The sequence below is a fragment of the Mesorhizobium sp. M0954 genome, assembly GCF_040319155.1.
In the GTDB taxonomy this organism is placed as follows: Bacteria; Pseudomonadota; Alphaproteobacteria; order Rhizobiales; family Rhizobiaceae; genus Mesorhizobium.
The window spans coordinates 230823-245000 of sequence record NZ_JAMYNR010000008.1 but is presented as its reverse complement, the minus strand read 5'-3'; the positions used below and the strand labels follow the sequence as shown (position 1 = coordinate 245000).

10 protein-coding genes (1 of these 10 cut by a window edge) are annotated in these 14178 nt (G+C 63.6%); 2 read left to right on the top strand and 8 right to left on the bottom strand.

The annotated features are described in order from the left end of the window. Positions 1-996, top strand: partial view of a M23 family metallopeptidase gene (locus tag NKH93_RS14005; RefSeq protein ID WP_352475052.1) — the 3' portion only. Its footprint begins 963 nt before the window's first position; only the last 996 of its 1959 coding nucleotides appear in the window; its start codon lies off the left edge, out of view; it ends in the stop codon at positions 994-996. Between the two features lie 17 nt (positions 997-1013). Here the strand turns inward: NKH93_RS14005 and NKH93_RS14000 are convergent, their stop codons facing one another. Further along, positions 1014-2579 (bottom strand): MFS transporter, encoded by a 1566-nt coding sequence (locus NKH93_RS14000; RefSeq protein WP_352970630.1) that lies wholly within the window; start codon positions 2577-2579, stop codon positions 1014-1016. 167 nt (positions 2580-2746) lie between these two features. Between NKH93_RS14000 and NKH93_RS13995 the strand changes: the two genes are divergently transcribed. Then, entirely contained in the window at positions 2747-3379 is a 633-nt protein-coding gene (locus tag NKH93_RS13995) for a TMEM175 family protein (RefSeq protein WP_352471308.1), read from the top strand. Between the two features lie 21 nt (positions 3380-3400). Here the strand turns inward: NKH93_RS13995 and NKH93_RS13990 are convergent, their stop codons facing one another. From NKH93_RS13990 to ptsP, 7 genes are all read right to left on the bottom strand, one after another. Continuing rightward, the gene (locus tag NKH93_RS13990) at positions 3401-4873 is read right to left on the bottom strand and encodes a L,D-transpeptidase family protein (protein ID WP_352471309.1); all 1473 of its coding nucleotides are present in this window, start codon (positions 4871-4873) and stop codon (positions 3401-3403) included. A 238-nt stretch (positions 4874-5111) separates the two neighbouring features. Beyond that, positions 5112-5477, bottom strand: a complete 366-nt coding sequence (locus NKH93_RS13985; RefSeq protein ID WP_352456638.1) for an MmcQ/YjbR family DNA-binding protein — start codon at positions 5475-5477, stop codon at positions 5112-5114. A 147-nt stretch (positions 5478-5624) separates the two neighbouring features. Next, positions 5625-8231: an ATP-dependent chaperone ClpB gene (gene clpB / locus NKH93_RS13980; protein ID WP_352471310.1), complete on the bottom strand. Its 2607-nt coding sequence runs from the start codon at positions 8229-8231 to the stop codon at positions 5625-5627. Between the two features lie 238 nt (positions 8232-8469). Then, positions 8470-9444: a DUF4167 domain-containing protein gene (locus NKH93_RS13975; RefSeq protein ID WP_352922418.1), complete on the bottom strand. Its 975-nt coding sequence runs from the start codon at positions 9442-9444 to the stop codon at positions 8470-8472. A gap of 340 nt (positions 9445-9784) precedes the next feature. Then, positions 9785-10654, bottom strand: a complete 870-nt coding sequence (prmC, locus tag NKH93_RS13970) for a peptide chain release factor N(5)-glutamine methyltransferase (RefSeq protein WP_352471313.1) — start codon at positions 10652-10654, stop codon at positions 9785-9787. After that, complete coding sequence (gene prfA / locus NKH93_RS13965) at positions 10647-11726, bottom strand: peptide chain release factor 1 (RefSeq protein WP_352471314.1); 1080 nt, start codon at positions 11724-11726, stop codon at positions 10647-10649. The genes prmC and prfA overlap by 8 nt, the downstream gene beginning before the upstream one ends. An 8-nt stretch (positions 11727-11734) precedes the next feature. After that, the gene (gene ptsP, locus NKH93_RS13960) at positions 11735-14005 is read right to left on the bottom strand and encodes a phosphoenolpyruvate--protein phosphotransferase (RefSeq protein WP_352471315.1); all 2271 of its coding nucleotides are present in this window, start codon (positions 14003-14005) and stop codon (positions 11735-11737) included. Positions 14006-14178: the final 173 nt, after the last annotated feature.

Here is a 14178-nt window from a genome sequence, read left to right as displayed (position 1 = left end):
GAGGTCCATGGCGACGCCGCCAAGATCGTTCGCACCAGCGTGTACGACAGGACCCAGCACATCGTCACCATCGCACTCGACGACCACGACCAGTACGTGCCGGCGCAGGAGCCGGAGCCAAATCCCGAATTGCTGACGGCGTTCGACGATTCGCCTGCGCCCGTAGTGCGCGGCAATCTGCCGAACGTCTATGACGGCATCTACCGCACCGCCTATTCCTACGGCATGTCCAAGGCGATGACGCAACGACTGATCAAGTTGCTGGCATCCAGTGTCGACTTTCAGTCGCGCCTCAATCCCACGGACCGCATCGAGGTGCTGTTCTCGCAGCCCGATGGCGACGACCAGGCGTCTGACGAATCCGAGCTGCTTTACGTCTCCGCGACTTTCGGCGGCACGACGCGAAATTTCTACCGTTTCCAGATGCAGGACGGCAGCACCGACTACTTCGACGAAAATGGTAGCAGCGCCGAGCAGTTTCTGCTGCGCAATCCGTTGCCCAATGGCCGATTTACGTCAGGGTTCGGTGCCAGGCGCCACCCCATTTTGGGGTATGTGAAAATGCATACCGGCACCGACTGGGCAGCTCCCGTGGGATCGCCGATCATTGCCGCGGGCAATGGCGTCGTCGAAAAAGCCGGCTGGGCCGGTGGCTATGGCAAGCAGATCATCTTGCGTCACGCCAATGGCTACGAGACGTCCTACAATCACCAGAGCGCCTTTGCCAAAGGCATCGAGCCGGGTGTTCGCGTTCGCCAGGGTCAGGTTATCGGCTATCTCGGCTCAACCGGCCTCTCCACCGGTCCGCATCTTCATTACGAACTGATCGTCAACGGCACAAAGGTCGATTCGATGCGCGTCCGCCTACCGGTCGGCAAGACGCTGAAGGGCGACGACCTCGTCGCCTTCAAGCGCGAGCGCGAACGCATCGACGACCTGCTCAAGCAGGAAGACAGCAACCAGTTGAAGGTCGCGAGCGCCAAGATCGAAGGCTGAGCCGACGTTTTTCGTCGTCAGCCGTGCTGATTCGCCGTGTCGCGCGCCCATGGCAGCCGCTCGCCGGAAACCGTCGTCCACGCGGCGATTGCCGAAAGCAGGCAAAGCACCGCGGTCACCGCGGCAACGGCGGCGAATGCCGCGTCGCTGGCGGCAAGTCGTGCCGCATCGAGGCCGGGCGCCAGGCCGGCTGGCGGCGGTTCGCCGAAACCCGGAATGCCGGAGCCGGCAGCGGTGCCGAGCACGCCAGCATAGACCCAGGCCGCCAGCGATCCCATCGCCGCCACGGCAATCAGGCCGCCGATGCGCGAGACGGCGTTGTTGATGCCCGAGGCCGCACCCGTATCCTTGTCCTCGACCGCCGTCATGACGGCGGTCGACCGCGGCGCTACCACCAGCGCCATGCCGAGCCCCATCAATGCCATCAGCGGGAATACCCCGATCCAGAAATTGTGGATGCCCCAATAGGCCAGCAAGGCAAGTCCGGCAAAGGCAAGAGCCACAACCAGACTGCCGCTGGAGATCGGAAAGCGAGGCCCGATGCGGTCGGACCACTGGCCGACCGGTCCGGACAACACTGCGATCAATGCCGAAAGCGGCAAGAAGATGAAACCGACCTCGGCCGCGCTCAGCCCCCATCCGGCGATCATGAGCATCGGCAGATAGAACAGATTGGCCGACAGCGCAAAATAAAGGAAGAAGGTAGCCACATTGGCGCCCGCGAACGCGCCGATCCGAAACAACGACAGATCGATCATCGGCTCGCGCCGCCGGCGCTCGAAGACGATGAACACGACGAGCAAAACCGCACCGGCGGCAATACTCGGGCCGGACATCAGCCCCTCCCCGTCGCCACTGATCGAGGTCAGACCGTAAGCGAGAGCTCCGAACGCCAATATGGCGAGTGCAGCGCCGCCGAGATCGAGGCTGCGCTTTTCCACCGGCGCGTCGGCAGGGACCTTGGCCAGCAGAAGATAGACCGAGATAAGGCCGAGCGGCAGATTGATGGCGAAGATCGCCCGCCAGATGCCGTCGCCGAACGCCGACAGCACGAAGCCGCCCAGCACCGGGCCGAGCGCCGTCGTCAGTGCTGATGCTGCGGCCCAGATGCCGATCGCCCGGCCGCGTTCCTTTTTCGGATAGGCTTTGGCGATAATGGCCAGGCTGCCCGGCACCATGATGGCCGCTCCGACACCCTGGATAGCCCGAAACGCAATAAGCACCGCCGGGTTAGGCGCCAGCGCGCAGGCAAGCGAGGCGGCAATGAACAGGACGATGCCGGCGACGAAGGAGTGGCGCAGGCCGAAGCGATCGCCGGCGGCGCCGCCGACGAGAATGAGGGCTGAGAGCGTCAATGCGTAGGCATTGGAAATCCATTGTGCCTCGGCGAGGCTGGCGCCGAGGTCGACGCGGATCGCCGGCGTCGCAATGGCCAGGACCGACCCGTCGATGAAGCCGAGCGCAGAAGCCAGGATCGCGGCGATCAGCACGAACCGCCGCTGCGCCTGCGGACAGAACGTATCGGCGGGAAGTGAGCCGGTCAGGGGAACGGCGCCGGTACCGACTTTGGTTGGCGTGTGCATGCCGCCTTACCTAGATCGCCGGCGCGCCGGCGACAACCGGCCAGCAGACTGTTCTCGTTGAAACCAGGCCCAACCGGCCACACAGGCAGGATCACGCCGCTCAGGGTGCAAACGGCAAGTGCCGTGCTAAGCTTCTCGCAGCGCTACAGACAAGGGGGAAATACCGTATGAAACGGCCGCTCGAACCCTCGGCGGAAGGACGCGGGCGCGTCGTCGGCATCACCGACGGCGTGTTCGCCATCGCGCTCACCCTGATCGTTCTCGAGATCAGGGTGCCGGCGCATGAAACGGTGCATTCCGAACGCGAGTTGATCACAGCGATCACAGCACTGGCGCCGCGCTTCCTGACCTATGCGCTCAGCTTCCTGACGCTGACCATCTTCTGGTTCGGCCAGCAGGCGCAACACGGGCTGATTGCAAAATCCGACCGGCGGCTTGCCACGCTGAACCTCTGCTTCCTCGGCTTCATCGCCTTGCTGCCGTTCTCGACCGACCTTCTCGCCGACTTCCTCGAATTCAGGACTGCGGTGCTCGCCTACTGGTTCAATCTTTTGATGCTCGGACTGACGCTGCTCGCCAGTTGGCGCTACGCGGACAAAAACGGATTTCTGGCCGAAGGTGTCGACGCGGAGACCACCCGAACGGTCTATCTGCGCATCGTCAAGGCACAGATCCTGTGGGCCGTCGGCGCTGCTCTCTGCCTGATCAGCCCGTTGCTCAGCGTCGGCTTCATCCTGGTGGTGCAGCTGATCTATGCCGCAGCGCCGCGCGCGCCACTGCTGCGCAAGGTCATCGGGTGATCCGGGCGCGGGCGTTGCGCTTTAGTCGACGAACTCCACGATAACGCCGGGCGTCACGATCTTGGCAAGCTCGCGCGCGTCCCAATTGGTCAGCCGCACGCAGCCATGGCTTTCGGTCTTGCCGATCTTGGACGGATCCGGCGTGCCGTGGATGCCGTAGGTCGGCTTGTCCAGCGCAATCCAGACCGAGCCGACCGGGCCGTTCGGCCCCGGCGGGATGGTCAGGATCCTGTCGTTTTCGCCCTGCTTGAAATTGATGTTCGGGTTGTAGGTGTAGTTCGGGTCCAATGCGACACGCGACACCGCATGCGTGCCGGACGGCGACGGCGTGTCGGACGAGCCGATAGTCGCCGGATAGGCTGCGACCAGCTTGCCCGCCGCATCATAGGCGCGGACCTGCTTATTGGACTTGTCGGCGATGATGCGCGCCACCGGCGTCGCCACCAGCCTGCCGAAATTGGCGACCTTGATGATGGTGCCCGGACGATTGAAATTGGCGTCCGGATTGAGCTTGTTCAGATAGGTTTCATCCATATGGAAGCGCTCGGCCAGCGCTTCGGGTACCGACGTGTAGCCCATCCGATCGAGCTGGGCCTTTTGGCTGTAGTCCTCCGGTATCGAGGCGACATAGGGACCGGCCGCATCCTCGGGCGTGATCGTATATGAGGCGAAGGCATCGCCGCCGGATTGCGCCAGGGCCGCCTGGATGCCGATTGCGTCGGTCGATTTCAGATTGCTGCCGGTGATCTCATTATAGGCGGCGAGCGCCTTGTCGACATTCGAGCCGAAGCGTCCGTCGATGACGCCGGGCGATGCACCGGCACGGTCGAGCAGCACCTGCAGTGCCGCCACGTCCTCGCGGGCGCCGAGCGCAAGCGACGGGTCGACCGCCGTCTTGCCGCCAGTGCTTGGCGGCGGGGCTGTGTCTGGCGGTAAGGCCGCCTGCTCGTTCGGCACCGTCGGCTCGACCGGCTCGATCGAGGCCTCGTTGAGCGGCGGCTGGCGCTCGATGGTGCGCGGCTTTGCCTCCGGATAACCATTGCCGTAGCCGTCATCCCGTGGCGCTTCGGGGAAGGCTTCCACCGAATTGTCGCCATTAAGATCGTAGTCGTCGGCCGGCGGCACGATGATCCTGCCCTCGTCTTCCAACTGCCTGCGGCGGTAGCGCGCCATGTCCTGCGGGTCGTCGAGATAATAGCGGTCGTCCTCGACCGGTCCGAGATTGCGCAAGCGCTCGCGGCGCAAGGCACGGCGGTCGAGCCTGGTCTGCGGCGGCTGGATGGCGATAACCTTGCCGGTCTCCGCATCGACGATGACGCGGTTTCCCCTGGCGTCGTAATAGATGTCGAGATTGCCGTTCTGGGCGACAAGAATGCCGCCGCCATTGGCGGCACGAACCACCCGTGGCGCGGTATCCACTATTGGCGAGGCCATCGCATTCGACGCCAGCAGCCCGGCAGCAAGCGCTGAAAGGGTGAAGATGGTGCGCAACATGATGGCCAAATTCTCCGGTCCGTAATTGCCGCCGCCGGCATTGTCTCTTCAAAGCGCCGCGCGTCTTTTTCGACGCGCAAAGGACGCTCTAACGCTTTAAATCTCCGCATCGTGCTTTGCGAAAATCAAAACTCGATTTCGGGCCGATGTGGTAGGCGAACCCCTTCGCCAGCAAATCAGTTGCCAACGATAAGGTTCCAATATGAACCGGGCATGAAGATGGCGGATTTCTGACCGATTAACCGGCAGCGAGTCCCAATTCCTTGCGCGCCTGCTTCGTCAGCTTCAGCACGACAAGACGGTGGCTTTCGCGCAGGTAATCCTTCAGCGCGCCATCATCCATGCTTTCGCCGGTCTGGCGCTGGATCCATTTCATGCCGCGTGAGGCAAGATAGGGCGCGGGCCGAAGGCCCGGCTGCTCCCTCAGCACGTCATAGGCGATGTCGGAGCATTTGAAGGTAACGAACGGCTCCTTGCCCTCACTCCAGCCGCCGATCGCGAAGACCTTGCCGCCGACCTTCCAGACATGGGCGCCGCCCCACTGCACGACATGGGTCGCCGAAGGCAGCGAGGCGCAGAAGCTGTTATAGTCGTCCAGCGTCATCTGCGCCCCGCCAGTGATGTTGGACCATGAACCGAAGGCCGGCGTAACAAAAGGGTATGCCGGTTTTTCGGAAAGGATCATGGTCGAGATTGAAGATAGGAATTCCATCCCGATTCGATCGGGATGGAACAGGCTTTTGGCTTGAGCTCAGGCGGCTGCCTCGGTTGCCACGACCGCGGGCTTCGAGCGGAAGTTCAAGCGGTCGGAGCCGGCGGTGACCTTGACAGTTGAGCCGTCGAGGATCTCGCCGAGCAGGATCTTTTCCGCCAGGGGGTCCTGCAATTCCTTCTGCATCACCCGCTTCAGCGGCCGCGCGCCATAGGCCGGGTCGTAACCCTTGGCCGCCAGCCAGTCGATCGCCTCCTGATCTAGCGAAAGCGATATCTTGCGGTCAACAAGCAGGTTTTCCAGCCGCTTGAGCTGGATTTGGACGATCTGGCCCATATCCTGGCGGCGCAGCCGGTGGAACAGGATCACCTCGTCGATGCGGTTGAGGAATTCCGGCCGGAACGAAGCCCTGACGACATTCATCACCTCGTCGCGCACGACGTCGACATCCTGGTCCTCGCCGAGATTGACCAGATATTCGCCGCCGAGATTGGACGTCATGATGATCAGCGTGTTGCGGAAGTCGACCGTGCGGCCCTGCCCGTCGGTCAGCCGGCCGTCGTCGAGCACCTGCAGCAGCACGTTGAAGACATCAGGATGCGCCTTCTCGATCTCGTCGAACAACACGACCTGATAGGGCCGGCGCCGCACCGCTTCGGTCAGCGCGCCGCCTTCCTCATAGCCGACATAGCCGGGAGGCGCGCCGATCAGCCGGGCGACCGAGTGCTTCTCCATGAACTCCGACATGTCGATGCGCACCATGGCGCTCTCGTCGTCGAACAGGAAGCTGGCCAGCGCCTTGGTCAATTCGGTCTTGCCGACGCCCGTCGGCCCGAGGAACATGAACGAGCCGAGCGGCCGGTTCGGGTCCTGCAGACCCGCGCGGGCCCGGCGCACCGCTTTCGACACTGCCTGCACCGCCTCGCCTTGGCCGACGACGCGCTTGCCGACCTCGTCTTCCATGCGCAACAGCTTGTCGCGCTCGCCTTCCAGCATCTTGTCGACCGGGATCCCCGTCCAGCGCGAGACGATATGGGCGACGTGATCGGGGCCGACCACTTCTTCGACCATGCCGGCCTTGCCATCCCTGGCTTCGGCCTGCTTCAGCTGCTTTTCGAGTTCCGGGATCTTGCCGTAAGCAAGTTCGCCGGCGCGCTGGAATTCACCTTGGCGCTGGGCGATGGCAAGTTCGTTGCGCGCCTCGTCGAGCTGTTTCTTGAGGTCGGCGGCAAGCCCGAGCTTCTGCTTCTCGGCCTGCCATTTCGAGGTCAGCTCGGTCGATTCCTCCTCGAGGTTCGAGAGTTCCTTCTCGAGCCGCGCGAGCCGGTCCTTCGAGGCATCGTCCTTCTCGACCTTCAGCGCCTCGCGCTCGATCTTGAGCTGCATGATGCGGCGGTCGATCTCGTCCAGCGCCTCGGGCTTCGAATCGACCTGCATGCGGAGCCGCGACGCGGCCTCGTCGACCAGGTCGATCGCTTTGTCCGGCAGGAAGCGGTCAGCGATGTAGCGGTTGGACAGGGTTGCGGCCGCGACCAGTGCCGAATCCGAGATGCGCACCTTGTGGTGCTGCTCGTATTTCTCTTTCAGGCCGCGCAGGATCGAGACAGTGTCTTCGACCGTCGGCTCATTGACGAAGACCGGCTGGAAGCGGCGGGCAAGGGCCGCATCCTTCTCGACATGCTTGCGGTATTCGTCGAGCGTGGTTGCGCCGACACAATGCAGTTCGCCGCGGGCGAGCGCCGGCTTCAGCAGATTCGACGCGTCCATGGCGCCATCCGCCTTGCCGGCACCGACAAGCGTGTGCATCTCGTCGATGAACAGAATGATGCCGCCGGCGGCAGACGTGACTTCGGAAAGCACCGCCTTCAGCCGCTCCTCGAACTCGCCGCGGTATTTGGCGCCGGCGATCAGCGACCCCATGTCGAGGGCCATCAGCTGCTTGTCCTTGAGCGATTCCGGCACATCGCCATTGACGATGCGCAGCGCCAGCCCTTCGGCGATCGCCGTCTTGCCGACGCCGGGTTCGCCGATCAGCACTGGGTTGTTCTTGGTGCGGCGCGACAGCACCTGGATGGTGCGGCGGATTTCGTCGTCGCGGCCGATGACCGGATCGAGCTTGCCCGCGCGGGCGTCCGCCGTCAGGTCGCGCGCGTATTTCTTCAGCGCGTCGTAGCCCTGCTCGGCGCTCGCCGAATCGGCAGTGCGACCTTTGCGTACGTCGTTGATGACCTGGTTCAGCGCCTGCGGCGTGACACCCGCCTTGGACAGGATGTCGGCGGTCTTGGCCGATTTTTCCATGGCCAGCGCCTGCAATAGCCGTTCGACGGTAACGAAGCTGTCACTGGCCTTCTTGGCCAGTTCCTCGGCGGTCGAAAACACCTTTGCCAGCGGCTGCGCCAGATAGAGCTGGCCATTGCCGCCCTCGACCTTGGGCATTGCCTCCAGTGCCGTTTCGACGCCGAGCTTGACGTCACGGACATTGCCGCCGGCGCGCTCGATCAGCGACGCAGCCAGGCCCTCGTCGTCATCGACAAGGACCTTGAGGATATGCTCGGGGGTGAATTGCTGGTGATTGCGGGAAAGCGCCATGGTTTGTGCGGACTGGATAAAGCCGCGCACGCGCTCGGAATATTTTTCAAGATTCATGCCTGTCTCCTTCCGTCACCGGCCCGCTTCGCGGCACCGGATCAGATTGCGGTGACGGACCCGCCCGTTCGAGCCGGATCCTGTTCACGCAAGATATGGGACGCAAACCACGGACCCTCAAGACGCCTCGACACTGGCGAATGCATAATATTCCGAGCGCGCAAAGCAAAAACGGCGGAGATTTCTCTCCGCCGCCTGGGGTAAAGGATGCGCTAAGATCGACTGAACGTTTTTCCGATCAATTCTCGACGTCTGCGATCACAGCTTGACCGTCGGGGCCTTCAGCCGGCGCTGCATCGACATTGCCAGCGTCGGTATTGCCAGTCTCGGCATTGCTTGTCTCGGCACTGCTTGTCTCGGCACTGCCAGTCTCGGCACTGTCAGGGCCGGCGTTGTCGTTGCCGCCATTTGCCTGTTCGACATCGAGGCGCGGGCGACGCGGACGCCTGGGGCGGCGGGCCGGGCTGTTTTCGGCCGCGGCTTCGTTGAGCTCGGCCTGGGCGGCGAGACCCGCCGGCGAAAGGTTGTCGAATTGCGGTGCGGGCTCGCTCACAAAGACCGGCCCAGCGGCCGGCACGGGCTCCGCCTGCGCCGGCGTCTCGTCGCGCCGTGGCTGTTCGGCGCGCTGGCCACCCTGCTCGCCGCGCGCGCCATACTCGCCGCGCTGGCCGTTCTGGCCGTAACCGCCATTGGGGCGACGGTCGCGGTGGCGTCCGCCATTGTTGTCGCGGCCTTCACGGTTGTCGCGGCCGCCCCGATTGTCGCGGCTGTTTTCCTGGTTCAGAGCCAGCTCGGCCGGCGTGCCATCGATGACCGGCTGCGGGCCGGCACCGTGATTGGCCGCCGAACCCGACGTCTCGTTGGCATTGTTGTTGCCGGCATTGTCGAACTCGTCGCGATCCTCGTCGCCGTCATCGTCGAAATCATCGCGATTCTGCTGCGCGTTCTGGATCGGCATCTGCGCCTGAGCGGCTGCGATGATGCGGTTATAGTGCTCTGCATGCTGGAGATAGTTTTCCGCCATCACCCGGTCGCCGGAGCTTTGCGCGTCACGGGCAAGGGTTGCGTACTTCTCGGCAATCTGCTGAGCCGATCCGCGGATCTTCACGTCCGGGCCGTTGCTCTCGTAGTTGCGCGTCAGGGGATTAGGCCCCTTACGGTTGTTGTTGTTATTGTTGTTGCCGCCGCCGCCATTGTTGTTGCGACCGCGCATGCGCCTGTTTTGCTGTTGTGGCCTCATTAGACTCTCTTCACTTTGAAATTTTCGAAAAACTCTTCACGAACGGAGGCGCTCATGCGGCCAGCCGTTTCGTTCCTTCACCGGCGTTCGCCCGCATCAATTGCGTTGGCGCCACGTGCCATCCTGTTCCGGTTACTTCACTTGCCGGACGATTCCCGCACGAAGCTTGGGCGTCGTTTGCGCAAGAAGGCAGCTATTTCCAAGGAAAACCGAATCGCTAAGAGCACTGCCTGCTTCGTCTCATCCGGTTAAGGCGACCCTAGCCGCATTCCCCGGTATTGCCAAGCGCTTTTTTCGCACTGCATCACGGCTTTCACCGTTCGAACACAAGAACTCTGTCGTTTCCGCCGAGATCACGAAACACCCCGACCGAACGGTACCCGGCCGCGGAGAATATCTCCGTAACCTGTTGGTGCTGCGTATGGCCGATCTCGACCGCAATCCTGCCTTGGACTTCCAAATACGCTGCCGCTCCCGCGGCGATCTTCCTGTAGGGGCTCAGACCGTCCACACCGCCATCGAGGGCCTGGCGTGGATCGAAACCGCGGACCTCGTCCTGCAGATTTCCAATGTCGTCTGAGGGTATATAGGGAGGGTTTGCGACAATTACATGGTACCGGCCAGAAACTTTTTCAAACCAGTCGGATTTGAGCGGCGTGAACCGGCCGGCGAGCCCCAATTCCCCGGCATTACGCATGGCTGTGGCCAGCGCCTCCTGCGAAATGTCAACGCCGGTGGCGGTCGCGGCCGGAACGGCGCTGAGCAGCGCCAGCGCGATGGCACCGGTACCGGTCCCTAGATCGAGGATGCGGCAGCAGCCCTCGCGTGCCGCCACTGCCTTGACGAAGGGCAGTATAGCCTCGACCAGCGTTTCGGTATCCGGCCGCGGCTCCAGCGTTTGCGGCGAAAGCGAAAGGCGCAAGCCGTAGAATTCGCGGTAGCCAAGGATTCGGTGTACCGGCTCGCCAGCGATGCGCCGCCGCAAGGCGGCTTCGATTACCGCCGTCACGTCCGTATCGACAGCGCGCCCGGGATCGGCGATGGCCTGCGTGCGACTGGTGCCGGAAAAATGCTCGACGATCAGCCTGGCATCGAGCGCCGGATCCGCGATCCCGGCTGCGGTGAGCCGGTTTCGCGCTTCCCGCAGCAGCGGCGCCAGCGTGGCGGGCAGGCTGTCAGCCATCGATGCCGATATCGGCGAGCAGCTTCGACTGGTGATCGGCGATCAGCGCGTCGATGATCTCGTCGAGTTCGCCCATCATCACCCGGTCGAGCTTATAGAGCGTCAGGTTGATACGATGATCGGTGACGCGACCCTGCGGAAAATTATAGGTGCGGATGCGTTCCGAGCGGTCGCCCGAGCCGACCTGCGACTTGCGCGATTCGGAACGTTCCTCGTCCGCCTTGCTGCGCTCGAGGTCGTAGAGCCTGGCGCGCAGGATCTGCATGGCCTTCGCCCGGTTCTGGTGCTGCGACTTTTCCGCCTGCACCACCATGATGCCGGTCGGAAGATGGGTGATGCGCACGGCCGAATCGGTGGTGTTGACGTGCTGGCCGCCGGAACCCGAGGCGCGCATCGTGTCGATGCGGATGTCTTCGGCCCTGATGTCGATGTCGACTTCTTCGGCTTCCGGCAGCACCGCGACCGTCGCCGCCGAGGTATGAATGCGTCCGCCCGCCTCGGTCGTCGGCACGCGCTGCACCCGGTGCACGCCGGATTCGAACTTCAGATGGGCAAAGACGCCCTTGCCCGAAACGGTGGCGATGATTTCCTTGTAGCCGCCGACCTCACCCTCGCTGGCCGACACCGTCTCGAAACGCCAGCCATGCGCCGCGGCATAGCGCTCGTACATGCGAAACAGGTCGCCGGCGAAAAGCGCCGCCTCGTCGCCGCCGGTGCCGGCGCGGATCTCGAGGATGGCGTTCTTGTCGTCGGCGGCATCCTTGGGCAACAGCAGTATCTGGATGTCCTTCTGCAGCGCCTCGATGCGATGCTTGACCTCCGGCAGGTCGGCCTCGGCCAAGGCGCGCATCTCGGCGTCGGTGCCCTTGTCGGCGAGCATCGCCTCCAGATCGCCCTGTTCGTGCTCCGCGGCGCGCAGTGCCCTGATCTTTGCCACCATCTCCTGGATATCGGCATATTCGGAGGCCATCCTGACATAGGCGTCCGGCGCTGGCCCGGCCGACATCTGCGCTTCGAGCATGTCGAAACGCTTGACGACTTGATCCATACGGTCGCGGGGCAGGTTGATCATGGCGAAGTCTATAGCGGTATAGAGCGGTCGTCGGCAAAGGCTTGCAGCAGCGCCCGCATCGGCAGGCCATGCGCCGGCGCCATCAGATTATCGTCGAAGAACGCTTCCAGTTCGCTGAGCGGCAGTTCCGTCAGCATCGCCTTGACCGGGCCGATCGATGCCGGAGACATCGAGATCGAGCGATAGCCAAGGCCGATCAGCGCCATCGCCGAGATCGGCTTGCCGGCAAGTTCGCCGCACAAGGTCACCGGCGTCTGGTTGCGCGCCCCGGCGTCGGCAATCTGCTTCAGGACGCGCAGGAACGGCGTCGAGAGCGGGTCGAAGCGGTCGGACAATTGGGTGTTGCCGCGATCCACCGCCATGACGAACTGGAACAGGTCGTTCGAGCCGACCGAGACGAAATCGACCGCCTTCATCAGTTCGTCGAGCTGGAACAGCAACGACGGCACCTCCAGCATCGCCCCAAGCTTCAGGCTGGTCGGCAAATGATGGGCAAAGCGCGACAGATGCCGCACCTCGCGATCGATGATCTCGCGCGCCTGCGCGATCTCGCCGAGTTCCGTCACCATTGGCAGCATCAGCTTCAGTTCGCGCCCGCCGCACGCCTTGAGCAGCGCGCGGATCTGGGTGCGCAGCAATCCAGGCCGGTCGAGCGTCAGGCGGATGGCCCGCCAGCCGAGCGCCGGATTTTCCTCCTGGATCGAGCCCTTGAAATAGGGCAGCACCTTGTCGCCGCCGATATCGATGGTGCGGAACGTCACCGGCTTGTCGCGCGCCGCCTCGAGCACGTCACGATAGAGCCGCTCTTGGGCTTCGGCGCGCGGAAAGGTCGAAGCGACCATGAATTGCAGCTCTGTGCGGAACAGGCCGATGCCGGCCGCACCCGCTTCGGCCAGTTGCGGCAGATCGACCGCCAGCCCGGCATTCATCAGAAGATCGACCTGGACCCCGTCCTTGGTCACCGACGGCTTCTTGCGCAGTTCGCGGTAGACCTCCTGCCGCCGCGCCCTGAAGCGCACTTTCTCGGCATAGGCCGCCTCGAGGTCGGGCTGCGGGCGCAGATGGATAGCGCCTTCCTCGCCGTCAACGATGATGGCATCGCCGTTTTCCGCCATGGAAACGGCGCCCTTCATCTGGCCGGCGACCGGTATGCCCATGGCCCGCGCCACAATGACGACATGGCTGGTCGCGGCGCCGTCCTCCAGCACCAGCCCGCGCAGCTTGTCCCTGGGATAATCGAGCAGCTCCGCAGCACCCATCGAGCGGGCGACGATGATGGCGTCCTTGGGCAGCGAGGCCGCGACGTCCTCCGGTCCGCGCCCCATCAGCTGCCGCAGCAGCCGATTGGCGAGATCGTCGAAATCGCTCATCCGTTCGCGCAGATACGGATCGGTCATGTGCAGCATGCGGGCACGCATGTCGCTCTGCACCTTTTCGACCGCCGCTTCGGCCGTCAGGCCGTTGCGGATCGCCTCCTCGAGCCGGCGCACCCAGCCGCGATCGTTGGCGAACATGCGATAGGCTTCGAGCACCTGGCGATGCTCGCCCTCGAAGGCGACGTCGCGGCGCTCCAGCATGTCGTCGATGGAGAGCCTGAGCGAGCCGAGCGACGCGTCGAGCCGCCTGACCTCTTCCTCGCTGTCCTCGTTGAAAAGATTGGTGACGACGATGCGCGGCTCGTGCAGCACCACATGGCCGAGACCGACGCCTTCGTTGAAGGACAGGCCGGTAAAGCTTACCGGGCGGCGCAGATCGAGCTCGAGGCCGGGCCTTGTCAGCCGCTCCAGATCGCCGGTGGCGATCATCTCGGCGATCACCATCGCCGTTGTTTCCAGCGCCTCGACCTCGTCGTCGCGATAATGGCGCATGGTCTTGTTCTGCACGACCAGGACGCCGAGTGTCCGCCCTGCCCGCAGCACCGGCACGCCGAGGAAGGAATTGTATATCTCTTCCCCTGTCTCCGGCAGGTAGGCGAAGGCAGGATGCTCCTGCGCATTGGAGAGGTTGAGCGGCCGCGCCGAGGCCGCGATCGTGCCGACCAGACCTTGGCCCAGCCTGAGCTGCGCCAGGTGGACGGCGTTCGGGTTCAGGCCTTCGGTGGCGTAGAGTTCGAGCACCGAATCGGCGCGCAGCACATAGAGCGAGCAGACCTCGGCAACCATGTTGGAGGCGATGTCGCGCACGATTCGGTCAAGCCGCTCCTGCGGCTCCAGCGGCTCTTGCATGAGCTCGCGGAGCCGTTTCAGCAAAACGCGCGGGCCACTGGCCGAATCACGCATCGCGGCTTCTTCCTCCAATAGCATTTCAACCGGTGCAGGTTGCCCTGCACAGCGGCACAAACGCAACAACTCAATTAGAGCGCCATCGTCCAATTGGACGCATAAAGACCGCTCCAAGATTTTCGATCCGCTGCATCCTGCCTTCCGAAAATCGATTCCGATTTTCGGGCCGT